Source organism: Sinorhizobium garamanticum, assembly GCF_029892065.1.
Lineage (GTDB): Bacteria > Pseudomonadota > Alphaproteobacteria > Rhizobiales > Rhizobiaceae > Sinorhizobium > Sinorhizobium garamanticum.
The window spans coordinates 198,789-215,881 of record NZ_CP120373.1 but is presented as its reverse complement, the minus strand read 5'-3'; the positions used below and the strand labels follow the sequence as shown (position 1 = coordinate 215,881).

General features: G+C 61.6%; 17 protein-coding genes and 1 pseudogene. 7 read left to right on the top strand and 11 right to left on the bottom strand.

Annotated elements, in window-relative coordinates:
* Positions 1–4: 4 nt before the first annotated feature.
* Positions 5–601: a DJ-1/PfpI family protein gene (locus PZN02_RS01075; protein WP_280659806.1), complete on the bottom strand. Its 597-nt coding sequence runs from the start codon at positions 599–601 to the stop codon at positions 5–7.
* 462 nt (positions 602–1,063) lie between these two features.
* On the bottom strand, positions 1,064–1,660 hold the full coding sequence (locus tag PZN02_RS01070) for a TetR/AcrR family transcriptional regulator (protein WP_280659805.1): 597 nt from the start codon (positions 1,658–1,660) through the stop codon (positions 1,064–1,066).
* Between the two features lie 293 nt (positions 1,661–1,953).
* On the opposite strand from PZN02_RS01070, the gene PZN02_RS01065 reads away from it, so the two are divergent.
* Both PZN02_RS01065 and PZN02_RS01060 read left to right on the top strand, forming a co-directional pair.
* On the top strand, positions 1,954–2,331 hold the full coding sequence (locus tag PZN02_RS01065; protein ID WP_280659804.1) for a hypothetical protein: 378 nt from the start codon (positions 1,954–1,956) through the stop codon (positions 2,329–2,331).
* A gap of 54 nt (positions 2,332–2,385) precedes the next feature.
* Entirely contained in the window at positions 2,386–3,120 is a 735-nt protein-coding gene (locus tag PZN02_RS01060) for a hypothetical protein (RefSeq protein WP_280659803.1), read from the top strand.
* 245 nt (positions 3,121–3,365) lie between these two features.
* Here PZN02_RS01060 and PZN02_RS01055 read toward each other — a convergent pair whose 3' ends face one another.
* The 3 genes from PZN02_RS01055 to PZN02_RS01045 form a co-directional block, all read right to left on the bottom strand.
* Complete coding sequence (locus PZN02_RS01055; RefSeq protein ID WP_280659802.1) at positions 3,366–4,391, bottom strand: carbohydrate ABC transporter permease; 1,026 nt, start codon at positions 4,389–4,391, stop codon at positions 3,366–3,368.
* Positions 4,388–5,488, bottom strand: coding sequence for a carbohydrate ABC transporter permease (locus PZN02_RS01050; protein ID WP_280659800.1), 1,101 nt, complete (start codon positions 5,486–5,488; stop codon positions 4,388–4,390). The genes PZN02_RS01055 and PZN02_RS01050 overlap by 4 nt, the downstream gene beginning before the upstream one ends.
* Before the next feature lie 179 nt (positions 5,489–5,667).
* Positions 5,668–7,152: an extracellular solute-binding protein gene (locus PZN02_RS01045; RefSeq protein WP_280659799.1), complete on the bottom strand. Its 1,485-nt coding sequence runs from the start codon at positions 7,150–7,152 to the stop codon at positions 5,668–5,670.
* Positions 7,153–7,628: 476 nt separating this feature from the next.
* Between PZN02_RS01045 and PZN02_RS01040 the strand changes: the two genes are divergently transcribed.
* Positions 7,629–8,051 (top strand): DUF3592 domain-containing protein, encoded by a 423-nt coding sequence (locus tag PZN02_RS01040; RefSeq protein WP_280659798.1) that lies wholly within the window; start codon positions 7,629–7,631, stop codon positions 8,049–8,051.
* Between the two features lie 232 nt (positions 8,052–8,283).
* Complete coding sequence (locus PZN02_RS01035) at positions 8,284–9,270, top strand: LacI family DNA-binding transcriptional regulator (RefSeq protein ID WP_280659797.1); 987 nt, start codon at positions 8,284–8,286, stop codon at positions 9,268–9,270.
* 64 nt (positions 9,271–9,334) lie between these two features.
* Here PZN02_RS01035 and PZN02_RS01030 read toward each other — a convergent pair whose 3' ends face one another.
* The 5 genes from PZN02_RS01030 to PZN02_RS01010 are packed head-to-tail and all read right to left on the bottom strand — an operon-like array spanning position 9,335 to position 14,360.
* Positions 9,335–10,600: an ABC transporter substrate-binding protein gene (locus PZN02_RS01030; protein ID WP_280659796.1), complete on the bottom strand. Its 1,266-nt coding sequence runs from the start codon at positions 10,598–10,600 to the stop codon at positions 9,335–9,337.
* Positions 10,601–10,623: 23 nt separating this feature from the next.
* Entirely contained in the window at positions 10,624–11,460 is an 837-nt protein-coding gene (locus PZN02_RS01025; protein WP_280659795.1) for a carbohydrate ABC transporter permease, read from the bottom strand.
* Entirely contained in the window at positions 11,457–12,347 is an 891-nt protein-coding gene (locus tag PZN02_RS01020) for a carbohydrate ABC transporter permease (RefSeq protein WP_280661571.1), read from the bottom strand. The genes PZN02_RS01025 and PZN02_RS01020 overlap by 4 nt, the downstream gene beginning before the upstream one ends.
* Before the next feature lie 13 nt (positions 12,348–12,360).
* On the bottom strand, positions 12,361–13,527 hold the full coding sequence (locus tag PZN02_RS01015) for an ABC transporter ATP-binding protein (protein ID WP_280659794.1): 1,167 nt from the start codon (positions 13,525–13,527) through the stop codon (positions 12,361–12,363).
* A complete protein-coding gene (locus tag PZN02_RS01010) occupies positions 13,524–14,360 on the bottom strand; it encodes a metallophosphoesterase family protein (protein WP_280659793.1) in 837 nt (278 codons plus the stop codon). The genes PZN02_RS01015 and PZN02_RS01010 overlap by 4 nt, the downstream gene beginning before the upstream one ends.
* A 380-nt stretch (positions 14,361–14,740) precedes the next feature.
* On the opposite strand from PZN02_RS01010, the pseudogene PZN02_RS01005 reads away from it, so the two are divergent.
* Positions 14,741–14,917: pseudogene (locus tag PZN02_RS01005) on the top strand (UTRA domain-containing protein); the annotation flags it as partial.
* A 118-nt stretch (positions 14,918–15,035) separates the two neighbouring features.
* Positions 15,036–15,659 carry a pentapeptide repeat-containing protein gene (locus tag PZN02_RS01000; RefSeq protein WP_280659791.1) on the top strand — a complete coding sequence of 208 codons (624 nt, stop codon included), beginning with the start codon at positions 15,036–15,038 and terminating at the stop codon, positions 15,657–15,659.
* Between the two features lie 130 nt (positions 15,660–15,789).
* Here PZN02_RS01000 and PZN02_RS00995 read toward each other — a convergent pair whose 3' ends face one another.
* The gene (locus tag PZN02_RS00995; protein WP_280659790.1) at positions 15,790–16,605 is read right to left on the bottom strand and encodes an aminotransferase class IV family protein; all 816 of its coding nucleotides are present in this window, start codon (positions 16,603–16,605) and stop codon (positions 15,790–15,792) included.
* Positions 16,606–16,685: 80 nt separating this feature from the next.
* Here PZN02_RS00995 and PZN02_RS00990 point away from each other — a divergent pair, with 80 nt between their 5' ends.
* Positions 16,686–17,039, top strand: a complete 354-nt coding sequence (locus PZN02_RS00990; protein ID WP_280659789.1) for a MerR family transcriptional regulator — start codon at positions 16,686–16,688, stop codon at positions 17,037–17,039.
* The last annotated feature ends 54 nt before the right edge of the window (positions 17,040–17,093 follow it).

Genomic DNA, 17,093 nt, shown 5'->3' with positions numbered 1-17,093 from the left:
TACTCTATTTATTGTGGTAGATCTCGGTGCCGAGAACCTTAAGGCACTCCCGCATGAAGGCGGCAAGGGCCGTCCAGCCCTTTGCAGATACCATCGTGCCGTCGACATAGGCCTCCGTGGGGGAGAGGTCGATATAGGTCCCGCCAGCCAGCGTGACTTCCGGCTCGCAGGCGCCGAGAGCGCCGACCTTCTTGCCGCGCAGGACACCGTCGACCGCGATCAGGATCTGCACGCCGTGGCAGATCGTGAAGATAGGCTTCTGCTTTTCGTGGAAGTGCCGCACGATTGCCTGCACGCGTTTGTCGGTCCGGATGTATTCCGGGCCACGGCCGCCGGCGCAGTAGACCGCGTGATACTCATCGAGTTGAGTCTCTGCCTCCGCGAATGTCTTGTTGATGACGACATTATGGCCAAGCTTCTCGGTGTAGGTCTGGTCGCCTTCGAAGTCGTGCAGGGACGTCCTAAGGATGTCGCCGGCCTTCTTGTCCGGGCAGACGACGTGGACCGTATGACCGACGGCCTCCATGGTCTGCTGGAAGACGAAGATTTCGTATTCTTCGGTGAAATCACCGGTAAGCATGAGAATCTTCTTGCCTGGCATGTTTTTCTCCTCCTCGTGGTTGAAAGCCGCGGACGGACTCTATCCGCCTGGATGGATCGGTCTCTCGTTTCAAAGGGGCGCAAATCCGTCCTTCCGGTGCGCTCCTCGGGCGCCCAAATTCGTGGTTTTTCTGTCTACATCTCCAGGATCATGATTGAAATCTTATGCCAACGAGGTCGGCCGCTAGGATAGCCGCAAGCTTCCTGTCCATAGGACCCCCTCACGGAAGACGACAGGCCGAACGTTAACATATAAGCAACAAGCAACCTATAGTTCGCCTCCTCCAGTGTTGGTGGCCCAACGACTACAAATACCTGGGACCTTCGAAGGTCAGCCCTGATCAGACCTCTATCTTTGAACGGCGGAAGGAGCGTAGAGCGAGGAAAAGCGTCACTCGTGCAGGTCAAACTGAATGACACAGATACAACAATCCGCACGCGATGATTTGGTCCTCAACGGAACTCACTCTTGATGAGATGTGGCGCAAGGCGACGGTTCGATGCCGTTTAGCACCAGCCGGCGGAATATTGCGTCGACCTGAGGCGGCGCCAGCTTGGGCCTCCGCTCAAGCCACCACGTCAGCACGGTCACAAACGTGCCGACGACGAATTGAGTATGGACTTCGCGGGGGACCGCTGCGTCTTTCTGCATGCCTGACAACTCCTTTCTTACAATCTCAGAAAGGATGCGTCGAATTTCGTTGATCGCGACCACCACCCCACGCTCGCCGACGAGCGCCCGATAAATATGCTTGTATTCGCCGGCATGTTCGAACATGGCGAGACTGAATCCGAGGGGTTCGCCGCGGGAACCGTCGGATGTCGCGCCAGCAGCGTGCTGAGTCTGCGCCAGTTCCATCCGCAACGCCTGGAAGCCACTGCGCAGCAGATCCTCCTTGCCCGCATAGTGGGAATAGAAAGTGGAGCGGCCGACATCGGCTTCGTCGATGATGTCCTGGACCGTGACGGCCTCGTAGCCTTTGCGCAAGATCAGGGACATCAGCGCGCCGTGAAGAGCCTTTTGCGTGCGTGCCGTGCGGCGGTCCGTCATGCCTGCCATTGGTCAACCAACAATTCCCGGACAGGCGCAGCAGATTTGTCCGTTAGCGAACATCGCGGGCCCTCCGTCCATTGTAATTTCGAACATAGTGTTCATTTTCATACAAGTCGTTCGGCAGCACAAGTCGGCTGCCGGCCGTTGAGGCAGAGAGGCGTTCAAAATGCTGTCCATGACGCTTCCGCAATCTTGGCGAAAGCTCCTCTTGACGGCGCATGTGGCGGCAAGCGTCAGCGTGCTGGGCAGATTTGGTGCTGGTCGCGCTCGGAATCGCTAGCATCCGTGGAGCCGAGCCGGTGACCATCTATCCGGCCGCCCAGCTGGTTGGTGAGTGGCTACTCGCCCTGATCGCCCTTGCGACCGGACTGGCTCTCGGCCTGCTGACGCCCTGGGGTCTGTTCAGATATTGGTGGATCACCATCAAGCTGGCGATTGTGGTGATCCTAACTGGCGCGGTGCTGATCGTGCTTGTGCCTGCACTGGGTGCTACGGCCGATGCGGTGGCTGGGCCGGCGCCGCGCCTGTTGGGCGATGGCGAGCGGCTGCCGCTTCTGATTGCCTCGGCGGCTGCAAGCACGTTGCTCGTACTGGCGCTGGCGCTCGCCGTCTTCAAACCTGGCTGGCGTCTGAGGGCGTCCGGGAGGGCCGGGGAGCGCAGTTCATCAGGTTTCTAACTCGGTGGTCGACTGTTCACGTCAGACGCCCCGCGCAGGAAGAAGGAGACTGACATGCTCGACCTCATCGCAGCAATCTTTGTCACCGCCGCCTACACGACCGTGGTCGGCGCCGTGGTCGGTCTGTCGACGGCGAGTACCGGAAAGCGGCTTGCCGCCTTCGCCGCGGCGGCGGCATGGCTCGCCATCATCGTCGCCGTTGCCGCGTTCGGCTGGTTGGCGCCGGGTGTCCTGGGCCAGGTTCCGGCCAACCTGTTGCCGTTCACCGGCCTGCTCGTGATGCTGTTCGGCGGCTGGCTCCTTGTCCCGCAATTTCGCGACGCGCTTCTCGCCGTGCCGTTGCCGGTTCTGGTGGGGCTGAATGCCGTGAGGCTCGGCGGTCTTTTCTTCCTGCTTCTTTACGCGGGCGGGCGGCTGTCGGCGCCATTCGCGCCGTCTGCAGGCCTCGGCGATATGATCACAGGCGCCTTCGCCCTCCCGCTGGCGGCGATGCTGGCATTCGGTTTGAACGTACGCCGGACTTGGCTCGCTGTGTGGAACGCGTTCGGCGCGCTCGACCTCTTGGTGGCGATCTTCCTCGGCGTGCTCTCCGCGCCCGGTACGGCGTTCCGTGTTTTCACCGAGGGACCGGGCACACTCGCCATGACGACCGTGCCGTGGGTGTTGGTCCCGGCGACGCTCGTTCCGATCTTCCTCCTGATCCATTTCGCGATCGCGGCCAGGCTGCGAACCGCCGCCCAGTCGGGCCGCCCGGCCATCGCCTACACGGGAACGACCCATCATGCGTGACGGGCCGCTGGAAAGGGACCGTCCGGCCGAGACTGCCGCGACCGTCGCCGGCGAGCCGCGCGACTGCGTGACCTGGGGGTATTCGTTTTCGGGCCATGCCGTTGATCTCGATGCACTTGGCGAAATCTGTCAGGCCAATGATGTACGGTTCGTCGTCAATGGATCTCAGGTTATTGGAGCGCGACCTTGACGTTTCCAATCACCCCGTCGACGTCAACCGGTCAAGGACGATGGTCATCGCAACACTACCCCTTTAGCGCGCCGAGCAGCAGCCCTTTGGCGATGAAGCGCTGAAGGAGGATGGTCAGGGCGATCACCGGCAGGATCATAATGGTGATCAACACGCTCATATACCACCATTGCGGGCCGCGCGTGGCGTTCTGGGCGGCCACAAGGAGGGGAATGGTCTGCGCTTTTACCGTGGAGAGGAAGAGTGCCAGGAGGTACTCGTTCCATGCCAGGATGAAGACGAGAAGCGCGGTCGCGACCAGTCCGGGTTTGGCGAGCGGCAGTACGATCTCGCGGAAGATGCGGAAGCGCGAGGCGCCGTCGATCGCCGCCGATTCCTCCAGTTCGCGCGGAATCGAGATGAAGAAGTCGTACATCAGCCAAACGACAATCGGGAGGTTGACAGTCGTGTATGTAAGCACCAGCGCGGTGCGCGTGTCGAGTAGCCCAGCTTGCTGAAGCATCACGTAAATCGGCACCACGGTGACGACCGGCGGCAGAATCCGCTGGGAGATCATCCAGAACAGGATCTCCGCGTTGCCAAGCTGCGGGGAGGGCAGGCGCCGGGTCGCTCGCGCGGCAAGCACGAAGAGCGCGACGCCCGACGCCGCAGCAATGCGCCAATCGGCACCGGATAGGGCGACGGCAACGATGGCAGCAGACATCACCAGGAGAAAGACGCCAATCGACAGTAGCCGCGGGCGAAATTCGATCCGCGACAGTGCGTAAGCGGCGAGCGCGCCGGCTGTGACAGCCAGTGCCGTAGAAGTGGCGGCGACGATGAGGGAGTTGCCATAGGGCCGGAAAGTGTCGCGCCCCAGATCAAAAAAGATATAGCGCCAAGCATGGAGAGAAGGAAGGAAGTCAATGAATGGCAAATAGTTCGGCCCATCAAACACATGAATCGGCAATTTAAAGGAAGTTATCAGCACCCAGTAGAGAGGAAACAGCACGATCAAGGTCCACAGCCCCAGTATGCCATACACGACCAGCTTGGTGGCCGGCGCCATGGTTCCGACGGCCTTCGGCTCGAATATCCTCATTGGCGCGACCTCCGCATCGGAACGACGATCATGTTGACGAAGGAGACACAGAGCACGGTCGCGACGAAGAGCAATAGATAAGCGATGGCTGCCGAACCACCGAGATTGAGCGCGCGCCATTCGATGAAGGCGTGTAGCGTCAACGACTCGGTGGCGATGCCCGGTCCGCCATTGGTGAGAACATTGGGCAAGTCGACGATTTTGAACGCCTCGATGACGCGGATGAGGACGACGGTCGCCGCCACCGGGGCGACGGACGGCCAGGTGATGTCCCGGAAGATTTGGAAAGTAGAAGCGCCATCGACTTGGGCGGCCTCAACCTGGTCGCGCGGTTGGCTCTCGAAGGCTGCCAGCATGACGATGAAGATAAAGGGAATCCACTGCCAGCTATCGCCGAGCACTATGACCAGCCGCGCCGTCCATGGATCCGCTGCCCAGGCGAAGTTGCCGAGACCGAGCCAGCCCCAGATCGGCGCGAACGGGCCGACCGTCGTGTCGGCAAGCATACGGAATGTGTAGGCGGTGCCCACCGGGGTTACCATCAACGGAACGAAGAACACCAGCCGAAAGAACGACCGCCCCCGGATGTTCTGGGCGCACAGGAAAGCAAGCCCGGTGCCGACCAGAAATTGCAAAGTGACCCCCACAATGACGTAGAACAGCGTCGTCGATAACGAGCCGATCTGGCCGCCAAGCGTGGTGGCGAACAGGACGGCGAGCGCGCCGATCAGCGTGAATGAGATTAGACGACCGACGACGCCGATGACCGAGACCCTGCCGAGGGTGACATAGCGCCCTGCCGCGACCGCAAGTGTGCCGAACACCAAAGCGACGATAAGCCAACCAAGGAGCGGAATCTCGGCAAACGTTCCAAGGAAGTGGAACTGCTGGGAGCCGGTAAGCAGTTTCTTGAAGTTCAACAGACCGACGAACCGGATCTCGTAGCCGCCAATCCCCAACCGGAACTGCGACAAGGCGAGCCATGCCGAAATGACCAGCGGGAAGATCGAGAATGCGAGGATGAGCAAGACCGCTGGCAGCACGAAGATCGGGCCGCTGTGGCGATCCATCCATTCGGCCAGGCGCGCTGTTTTCATGTCACTTCTCGGTTCGCCTCGACATTAAAGTTCCGCTCTCAGAATCCTTCGGGACAGAACTCCCCTCCCTATCCAGGCTGGGGCATACGCCCTGGTCTGGACAGGGAGGGGTAGTGCGGCCCGGGGTATAGCAGCGCTACCGCGCGGCACGCAGGCGATCGGGTACAACGAACCCTGCCTTACTCCGCCCCAATGGTCTGCTTGTAGGCTGCCAACTGCTTCTCCCGGCCGAGTTCATCGGTGATCTCCTCCCAGCCCTCAGAGATCGCCGCCATAGTGCCTTCGATATCAAGCTCCCCCGCCAGCATCCGGGCGATCGCAGTGTCAAGCACGACCTGCTGGTAGCGCTGGTTCTGCGGGATGCGCAGATCAAGCACCATGTTTGGCGAATCGAGACTTGCCTGGATGGCGCCGAGGTAGTCCTTCGCTGCCTTCTCGCTCATGCCGGCCTGCTTCCACAGCGAGAGATCGCTGAACTGCGATATCCTGTAGGGATTGAAGCCGGTGGCGCCGATCGTCACGTCGACATTCGACTGCGCTGCCTGGCTCATAAAGGAAATGAAGGCGTAGGCTGCGTCCTTAACCCTGTCGTCCGCATTGGCATTGATCCCGCCCGACCAGCCGCCGAACGCGGCGAAGGGCGCGTGGTTCACACCATCCACGGCATGAGGGCAAATCTCCGGGCTGCAACCGACGAGCTTGCCTGTCTCGCGGTCGAGCACGCGGGTCGATCCAGGCAGGATGACGGCGCCCACCTTGTCGACGACCTTCGACTGCTCCTTGTCGATGGCGAGCGTGCCGATATCACCCCAGTCGATGGACAGGGCGCACTGGCCGGAAGTAAAGAGACTGCGCGTATCGCCGACATCAAGATTGATCTCATTGGGCGGGCCGTATTTTGTCGTCTCCTTATAGATTCTGAGCGCTTCGGCGAACGCCTCGTTGTTGTAGAGCGGGGTCATGTCCTTGGTGCTGAAGAAGGCGCCCTGAGCGGTGCCCCGCGACTGGATGAAGGCCGACGCGATCGAGGTGATCATCCAGTAGGACTGGGCGTTGCGCTTCTTGGCGATGCAGGAGCCGAAGTCGCCCTTACCGTCGCCGTTCATGTCCCTGCCGTGCGAGGCTTTGGCGAACGCGAGATAGTCATCCCAGGTTTTCGGTGCCACAAGGCCGAGCTCCTCGGCGACGTCTGTTCGGTAGTAGACCATCTGAAAGTCGCCATCGAGGGTGATCATGTAGGTCTTGCCGCCGTACTTTTGCGAGAAATCGCGGAAGAATGGCGCGATGTCATCCATCTTGACGGCGCGGTCCCCCGGAATGCGCGGACTGAGGTCCTCGAGCAATCCGGCTGACACAAAGTCGACCATCCATTGCGGCGCGAAGACCCCGGCATCGACCGAGTTGGTACCGGTCGTCCAGTCCGTCAGGAGCTTCTGGTAGAGATCCGAGAAGGGGACGGTAATGACGTTTATCTTCGCGCCCGTCAGCTTCTCGAATTCCGGTGCGCGGCGCTGCAGAGGCTCGGCGATCTGCGGCCCGGTGAAGGTCATCAGGTTAACGGAGACACCGTCGAATTCCCCTGCTTGGGCCAGGCCCGCTGCGGTGAGCGTGGCGATGGTCGCCGCGAGCGCAAGGCTGTGCGATGCTGTTGCCAGTCTGTTCATGTTGGTCCTCCCTGAAGCTTTGTATCCCAAGACCGCCGCTCTCTCGGCCTTTCAAGCAGCCTTGTTCGGGATTGAGCCGGGCGCCTCAGTCCGCTGCCGGTTGCCCTCCTTGGTGTCTCATCACACATCGTCGGCCATATCCCGACGATCATCCCGTGCTCGGTCGGTTGCCGACAATTTGTCTCGGTGGCGCGGCGCCAACAGTCGTAGCCACCATTGGTTCAATCCCAGTCCCCATTATACACCTGAATCCGAAGGTTCGATTGGGCTTCGGGCACCAACTCTTACTGGGGCGGGAACAAGAAACCGTTCCCGCTCCGACATAGCTGCCCAACTCGAGTTCATACGCGAAAGGACGCCGCGGGACGGTTCGCGCTGGTCGGCATCAGCATGCGCTTGGCTGTCGGTCACATCGTGCGTCACTTGCGCAGAACAAATAGATGCTAAGATGTGCTCCGACTTGGTGCTGGTCCGAGATGTTGCAACTCCTCAATGCGCTTTATGCATGGTTCGCAGAAGACTTTCGCTTTGTCCGCGTGCTCTTCCTGATGGTCGGAGTGGGCCTTACATTGGACACCGCACGAAGGCTCCAGCGCGATTCGCAGCTTCGACGGTTTGGGACGTCAACCAAGGGCCGGATCGTCAGGGTGTCGCGTGGGGAAGACTATGACACCGCAATCATCGGCTTCACAGATGCAGCGGGGCGCACGCACGAGTTCGACTCGGAGCTCTCCCACTCGGGCGCGCCGATCGGGGCGAGCGTCGACGTGCGGTATGACCCTCAGAACCCGCGCCGCGCACATCTCGCCGAGCGGCCGTTAAGTCGTGCCTTGCTCTACCTTGTCTCCCTGATCGTAGCTGCGGGTTTCATCTTCTTCTCCGTGGTATTTCACGGCTGACGGCGGGCTCGAAAGACGACTAAGCATAATGGCTGCCGCGCGATCTCGCCCAATCGCGGGCGCGGTGCGGGTCTTTCCACACGGCATTTGTGGATTGGCGTTGAAGAGGCGGCCCTCGGCTAGCTCGGGCGCTTCATTGATTCTCGAGAAAGGACTCGCGGGCGCCGGATCGTCCACGAGTATCGTCGCGGTCCATCAATCCGCTGTCATGAAATCGCGATAGGCGGAATGGATGGTGACCTTGCAACAGATCGCGTTCCATGCCGGCTGCTCGCTGGCAACGGTTTCCCGCGTGCTTAAAGGCGACGGGCCAGTCAGCGCCGAGATGGTGCGCCGTGTGCGCCGGGCTGCGGCCGAGCTCGGCTACCGGCCACCGTCTTCGGCCGGTGCCGCTGGCGTTCGTACCCGTCCGGTCGTCGGCGTGCTGGTGCCGAGCGTGACCAATCCCGTCTTTGCCGCCTCGCTGGCCGGCATCCAGCATCGCCTGCAGGCTGCCAAGCACGGAGTCCTGATCGCTCAGTCGAATTATAACCCGGCCTCGGAAGCCGCGGCGGTTGCCGCGCTCCTGGAGCAGCGGCCGACCGGGCTGATCCTCACGCTATGCAATGCCGAGACCAGCCGGGCGCTATCGGCAGCCCTGCCGCCGACGATCCTCCTCAACAATCGACCGGTTGCACGCTTTCCCTCTGCGGTGACCGTCGACAATCACCGCGCCGGTTACGAGATTACTCGCCACATCCTGGCGCACCGGCACAGCCGCATCCTGTTCGTCTCCGGCTATTTCACCTCCTCCGACCGCGCGCGCCTGCGTTACGAAGGCTATTGTGCGGCGATGCAGGACGCCCGACTCGCGCCATTCCCGGCGATGGAGATCCCCTTCGTTCACGGTTACGAGCATCTGGAGCTCGCCGGCGTCATGGAGAGACACAGGCCAACGGCGATCATCGCGTCAAACGATCTCCTGGCGGTGGGCGTCATGGCGGCGCTTCGCCGGGAGGGCCTGTCGGTGCCGAGCGACGTCTCGGTCGCGGGCTTCGACGGTATTGCGATCGGTCGCCTCATGAACCCGACGCTGACGACCATGGCGATGCCCGACACCGACATGGGCGTTGCGGCCGCCGCGATGCTGCTCGACATCGCCGAAAATGCTTCCGAGTGCCGGCATCTCTGCCTCGACCACCGGCTCTATCTGGGCGAGACCGTCCGAGCCGTTTCATAGCCACAGACGACGAGGCCACCCGACGGTCTCCCAACGGGTGGCCTTTTCGCGGTTTTTGTGTCCGTCAGCTCCGCGGCAGCAGGCTTTCCACTTCGGCGGCCGCATCATCGAGCGCTTCCTCAGGCGTTGCCGACTGTTCAACGACGCGTGACAGGTTCTCGACGATCGCCTGAGTCACCTTGACGCCGTTGGTGCCGGGGAAAGCGTACCACGGGATCATCCGGGGCATCTGCTCGAGGCCGGCTTGGAAGAGCGGGTTCTCCTTATAGAAGTTGGCGAGGTATTCCGGCGACTTGGCGGCGAGTTCGTTGTTCGGCACGTAACCGGTGCCGGGAACAACGACCGAGGCGCCGTAGGGACCGGCGGCGAATTTGGCGAATTTCCAGGCCGCTTCCTGCTTTTCCGCGTCGCGCGTGAGGATGACGACGGCATTGCCGCCGGTCGGCAGCTTGCCGTTCACAGTATCGATCAGCGGAATATGCGCCGTGCGAAGGTCGAACTTGCCGCCGACATTCTTGATCGTGTTGCGTAGCGCCCCGGTCGTCTGGAAGGCAAAGCCGACCTTGCCAGCGACGAAGGCCTGTTCGCCGGCCTGTTTCGTCAGCACCGGCAGGCCGCCTTCCTTCACCATGCGGTCGAGTACTTCGATTGCCTTGCGGCCTTCCGGGCCATTGAAGGCGACCTTGGTCTCGTCTTCGTTCAGCATACGGCCGCCGGCGCCGAAGAGGAGGGCGGAGAACATCCAGTCGTCGCCCTGCCAGCGGAAGTCGATGCCTTCGACGCCGTCGCCGAGCGCCTTGATCTTGCCGCCGAGCGCGATCACCTCGTCCCAGGTCTTCGGCGGATTTTCCGGGTTGCCGCCGGCCTTTCGCACGAGATCGGCGTTGTAGTACATGATCGGGTTGGAGGTCGCGAAGGCGAGGCCGACCTGCTTGCCGTTCACTTGGGCGAGCTTCAGGATGTTCTCCGAGAAGCCCTGCTCGGCCATGTTGCCGTCTTTCGCGATGAAGGGTCCGAGATCGACCGGGATGTCGCGCTCGTTGACCATGCGCAGGCGGTTCAAGCCGATGAAGGTGATGTCGGGCATCTCGGCCGTGCCGGCCTGGCGCATGATTGTCTGGATGCCTTCCTCGTAAGTGGCGGAGGGATTGGCGAAGGTGATCTTGATGCCCGGATTTTCCTCCATGAACTTCTTAGAGATCGTGTCCATCACGTCCTTGAAGAAGCCGGGCATCGGGTAGTGCACCGTCAGCACTGTTTCGGCGTGAGCCGGAATGGCCAAGGTCATCGACACCGCCGCGGCGGCAAGAAGTTGCCTGAAATGTTTCATGACGCTCTCCTGGTTTAAACCGGTCAGCCCTTGAGACCGGTCATGGTGATGCCCTCGACGAAGCGCTTCTGCGCGATCAGGAACGCGGCGATGAGGGGAAGGGTGATGATCAGCGTGGCGGCCATCAGTGCGCCGTAGTCGTCGCCGGCTTCGGCTGCGCGGAAATAGAGAAGGCCGAGCGGCGGGGTCGCATAGTCCTGATTGGTGACGACCACGAGCGGCCAGAACAGGTCGTTCCAATGCGCCACCACTGAGAAGATCGCGAAGGCGGTGATCGCCGGCCAGGCGTTCGGGACGACGACGCGCGCGACGATGCCGGCCTCCGACATGCCGTCGAGGCGAGCGGCGTGGATCAGGTCGTCGGGGATCGCGCGGAAGAACTGCAGGAACAGGAAGATGCCGAAGACCGAGATGGAGAAGGGCGCAACGAGCGCCGTGTAGCTGTTGAGCACTGCGAGGCGGTCGAAGGCGACATAGAGCGGCAGCGCGGTCGCATGGATCGGCACCAACAACCCCAGCATCACAAGCACCATCATGAAGCGCGCCGCGCGGAACTTGAGCTTCGCCATGGCATAGGCGCACGGGACGGCGACGAGCACCTGGACAGTAAAGATCAGCGCGCAGACGATGACGCCGTTCAAAAGCAGGGTCGTCATCGAGACGCGTGACAGCGCCTTGGTGAAGTTCTCGACATAGGACCATTGTTCGGGGATCAGCGAGAGCGAGGAGGAAAAGATTTCGCTCTGCGCCTTGCCGGCCGTCGAAATCATGAAGATGTAGGGCGCGAGGAAGATGAGCGCGCCAAGCGACAGGAGCGTGAACCGCAGCACGCGGCCGAGAGAAATTCTGTGCGCGGTCATGCGTAATGCACCTTCCGGTCGAGGACGCGGTACTGCAGGAACATCAGGACGACGAGGATTGCGAGGAAGATGACGGTCATCGCTGAGGCGTAGCCGACCCTGAGATAGACGAAGCCTTCCTGGTAGATGGTGAAGAGCAGCACCTCGGAGGCCTTGTTCGGGCCACCTTCGGTGAGCGTCTTCACTGTCTCGAAGACCTTGACGGAATTGATGATGCTGATCGTGGTCACGAAGAGCGTCGTCGGTCCGAGCATCGGCCAAGTGACGAGCCGGAAGCGGTCGAACCAGGACCTGGCGCCGTCCACTTCGGCGGCGGAATAAAGGTCGCGCGGGATGGCGGTGAGGCCGGCGAGGAACAGGACCATGTTGAAGCCGACCGACTGCCAGATGCCGATGATCGAGAGCCCATAGAGCACGGTGCCGGAGGCGCCGAGCCAGTTCGGCCCGGCAATGCCAAACTCCGCGAGGAAGGCGTTGATCGGCCCGATCGTCGGATGGAAGAGGAACTGCCAGACCGTCGCCATGGCGACGAGGAGCGAGGCTACGGGAAGGAAATAAACGGTGCGGAAGAAGGTCCTGGCGCGCGTCTCCGCCTCGATCAGCATCGCGATCGCGAGCGCCAGCACGATCGAGACCGGCGTGACAATCGCCGTGTAGACGGCGGTGTTCCAGAGCGATCGGCGGAAGGTGCGGTCGCCGATGAGCTCCGCATAATTCTCGAAGCCGACGAAGCGGAAGCTGCCGAAGCCGAGCTCGAAATCGGTGAAACCGAGGACGACGACGGCAAGCGTCGGCAGCAGGATGAAGAGGAACAGGAGAGCAATCGCCGGAGCGGCAAGCAGCCAGGCGATCCGCCCCTCGCGCCGGTCGGCAGCCAAGATCGGCATTTCGGTCGCGACGCTAGCCACGGGCCTTCTCCCGAACCGAGGCGACGTTGACCGTTTTCGCCCTGAGGCGCTCGCCGGTCACGGCGAAGAGCATCGCGCGATCCGGTTCGATATCGACGGAGACCGGCATGCCGGCCACAAGCGTCGCCGCTTCGGCAGGTCCGACTTTGGCGACAATTGCCTCGCCAATGGCGTCGAGGCGCGCATGCACGATCACCTCGGAGCCGAGGAACTCGGTCCGCTCGATGCGAGCCCTGAGTATGCCGTCCGCCCGTGCGCCGAGACGGACGAATTCGGGCCGCACGCCGATCAGGACCGGCGTCTCGCTCGAAGAGACACCGTCGGCCGCCAGCGTCAGCGCGCCGAAGCGCACTGTGCCAGACGCGTCCATCCGCGTTTCCATGACATTGATGCGCGGCTGGCCGAGGAAGCGGGCGACCTCAATATGCGCGGGATCGTCATAGATCTCCTGCGGCGAGGCCAACTGCAGCAGCGTGCCGCCGATCATCACCGCCACGCGGTCGGCCATTGACAGCGCCTCCGACTGGTCGTGGGTGACATAGAGCGTCGGCACGCCGGCGCGGCGGTGCAGCTCGACGATCTCGCCGCGGGCATGGACGCGCAGATTCGCGTCGAGATTGGAGAGCGGCTCGTCCATCAGGAAGACGCTCGGATGGCGGACCATGGCGCGGGCAAGCGCCACGCGTTGGCGCTGCCCGCCCGACATCTGGCCGGGCTTGCGGTCGAGCAGATGGTCGATTTTTAGGGAGGCCGCCATCTCCTTGACCTGCCGCTGAATGTCGGCACGGATCTGGCGCTGGCCGGGAAGAAGATTGCCGATGAAAGGCAGGCGCTGGGCCACCGTAAGCCGGCGCATGGCGAGCGGCACGGCGATGTTCTGTCCGGCGGTCAGATGCGGATAGAGGGCGTAGGACTGGAACACCATGGCGACGTTACGGTCGGCTGCCGCGACCGACGAGATCTCGCCGCCGCCGATGACGATCTCGCCGCCATCCGCATGGTCCAGCCCGGCGACGATACGCAACAATGTGCTCTTGCCGCAGCCGGAGGGGCCGACGAGCGCGATGAACTCGCCTTCATCCGCCTCCAGGCTCACGCCCTTGAGGATCGCGTTGCCGCCAAAGGATTTGGTGATGTTGTGGAGCGAAAGGATGCTCATTGCGCCGCCTCCGCGAGCGTCTTGGCGTGGCGTGGATAGATCTCTTCGATCACGTGATCGATGACGTGGGGCGTCAATCCAGGCACTACGACGATTTCGCTGTCGATGCGCTCTTCGCCGAGGTGATGGAGAACCGCACCGACGAGGCGCTCGCCGGGCATTTCCCGCTCCAGCGTGTCGATGATGAAGGAGGTCGGCGGCGCCCAGACGAGGTCAGCGCCCCCGTGCCGGCCCCGCCAGGCCCAGTGCAGATGGCCGCTCGCATGAAGTGCGACGTCGTTCTCCGCCATCAGCTCGTAGAGACGCCGCCGCTGACCTGGTCGCACACTCCAGTAGCCGGTATCGCCTTCGCCCGGCTCGTCGACGAAGAGCGGTTTGTGCGCGAAGATCGCGACGCGGCGGCCACTGCGAGCGGCAAGCGCCTGTTCCAGCCATTGGAACTGCTTCTCCTCCTCCGCGTCTTCCAAGCCGAGAAGCAGGCTGTTGAGGCCGATCAGCCGCCAGTTGCCGTGGTCGCAGGCCCAATAGTCAGGCCCGACGAGCTTGCGCCAGCGACCAAGCCGATGCGCGTCGACCGGCTGGTCCGAACCGGGCAGGTGGCCGACGTCATGGTTGCCGGGCACGATCAGCACCGGAACCGGCAGCTTGCCCATTAGCTCCAACGAGAAGGCGATGTCTTCCTCCTGATCGGCGCCATCGATCGTGAGGTCGCCCGTATGGACGACGAGATCAGCCTCGACCGCCGCGATCCAGCGGGCAACGGGTTCCCAATTGTCGTTGAAATGGGTCTTGGAGGGGCTGAGATGGGTGTCGCTGATCTGGACGATCTTCATGGGACAGGGCCTCGGGCAACGGTTGCAAATGCGCCGTGCAGGAAGTCCGCCCGTCCCGCTCAAGCGCCGCTTGGGGGCACTCTTTAGGGGGCTCCGATGTCAGTTTGGTAACAGACTTACTCAGCTGTTTTTCAGTTTCTCCATCAAAGCTTCACCTTTGACAAAGTGCGTGATGGCGATCCATTCAGAACGATCAGGCTACCATCTGTCTTGATCTGCCTTGAGGAAGAGATAGCAAATGGTGGAGGGCATCAACCTCAAGCTGCCGCTCACCTAATGATGAATGTGGAAAGCAGACGGGACCGGGGCGGCCGATCCCGACCGACTGTGAGCATTACGATCCCTCACGCGGGTACCCTTTGAGCCGATTTGACGCACGGCTCGCCTCAGGCGCGCGTATCTTCCATTCGATCATGGTTCACTTCGAGAGCGGGCTGCCGATCCAGATCGAGGATCGTTTCGTCAATCCGGCAATCTGCCCCCGCTACCGGGACTTCCGCGCAATAACGCCAAACGCCTATCTCACGGCGATCGCGCCCACTACCCGAGCAGATCGTTGAGGCAGTGTCGCCACGATATCGCCTCGAGGGCATTTTCTCGATAGATATTGCTTCGGCCATTTGCGTTTTCGCAAGCGGCAAGCTGAGGCCGTTCAGGCGGCGCTGAGGATGGACGATGATGGCTGAACGACGATATGGCGAAGCGCCGCCGAAAACCGACACCACCATTGCCGGCGCGGACTGGTATGGCCGGCAGATCGAACGCGAGCGTCATGAGAACACGCTCTTCGTCGATCTCGACCTGACCGAGGCGCAGACCATCGGCGTGGTCTTCCACGAATGCACCTTCCGGCGCGCCCGCTTCAATGCTTCGTCGCATCAGGCGAGCGCCTTCGTGAACTGCACCTTTGTCTCCTGCAAGTTCTTCGACAGCCGCTTCACGGAGTGCAAGTTCGTCGGCAGCATGTTTGATGCCTGCGAGTTCGACCAGATGCAGGTTTCGGGCGGGGACTGGTCCTTCGCCGGCCTGCCGGGCGCGGCGCTCGGCCGCGCCTCCTTCAAGGACACCCGCCTGCGGGAGGCGGATCTCACGGGCGCCTCCTGCAAGGGAGGCTCCCTGCGGGATGTCGATCTCTCCGGCGCCTGGCTGCACGGCGTGGACTTTTCCGCCTGCGATCTTCGGGGCAGCGACCTCAGCGCGATCGAGCCGGAAAACGTTCGCCTCAAGGAGGCGATCATCACGATCGACCAGACGATCATTATCGCCGAGGCCCTGGGCCTCGATGTCCGGCGGAAGTGATCGTCCGATCTAGCCTTTGATGTAGGGGACTTTTCCAACAGTATCGACCCGAAGCTACCATTCGGTAGGTGGGAAGATTGGTTCCTCATGCCAACCTTACCTGAACGCATCCATGCGGGAATTAAGGACCCTAAAGGAAATTGGCCGGTTCAGCCTCATAGGCTTTATGAAGCAGGCTTATGAACGGCTTTGCCTCTGGGATCGCGTTGGAAGCAATGCCAGTTACTGCGACGCCGGGCGTCCATGAGTTCATCACCGCCGCGCCGGACAAGCCTCCAAGGCGATCGAGGGCGATTTCTTCATTGCGCTGAGGAATACCAAGGCGATCCAGTTGTCGCTGAACAATGGCCATCATGGTGCCGTTCAAAATCGCCGCCTTCGGCCAGATAACAGCTTCACCATCCCAAAAGACGAGGTTCCAAATTGTTGCCTCGCTCAATCGCCCGCGCCTGTCAACGAAAGCGGCGTCGTCAAACCCTTGGCGTATGGCATGATGCAGGTAGTAGGTTTTGCCGGCCTCGCCAACATGCTTAATGGCGGTCAGCGGCCTCTCGTGATCCACTGCACTCAGCCTTAGCGGACCCTTTGGGCCATCGGACGGCGCTCCTGTGCGGACGAGAACCGCCGGCTCCACGTCCATACTGTCGGCGGTGAACTCGCCGTTGCGAGAAAAGATAGTTGCCGTCAACGACTGGTCTTCCGGGCCCCCATCGATTGCCGTTTTGATATAGGATTGCAGTTGTTCATCGGGCAGGGCTCTTCCAAAAAACTCAAGTGATGCTTTGCGTAGGCGTGCCAGATGGAGATCCAGTCCTTTGACCCTGCGGTTTCGCACCTGCATCGCCGTGAAGTGCGCAAATCCTGCAAAGGCCAAGGGTATCAGTTCGGCAGAGGTGGCCGGACGGCCATTTATCTGGGCTTGGTAAATGCTTGCTTCAGCAGACATGATTTTTGCTCCTGAGTGGGTTCAAACCAAAGAGCAACCGCCTTAACCTCTGACAGCGCTGTCAGAGTCAAGGGCATGAAATGAAAATAGGCGAACTGTCAAAGCGCACAGGCGTGAGCATTCGCATGCTGCGCTATTATGAGGCCGAAGGGTTGCTGAAGCCGCAGCGCACCACAAGCGGTTACCGGGATTACGATCCGGCCGAGCTGCGCGCCGTGGAGCGGATTAGGCTGCTCGGCTCAGCGGGCATGACTCTTGCGACAATTCGGCGGTTTTTGCCGTGCGTGAGAGGAGAAGGCCTCGTCTTTGAACCGTGTGATGAACTTCGCAACGTTCTGCATGAACAAATTCGCCTTGCCGACCAGAAGGCGGAAAAACTGGCCCAAAGCAGGAACGTGCTGGAGAACTTCCTACATGAAATTGAACAACGCTGAGCTGTTCGTTCATTCGGCGCGGATGATCACTCTTTGCTTATACCCGATCACTCC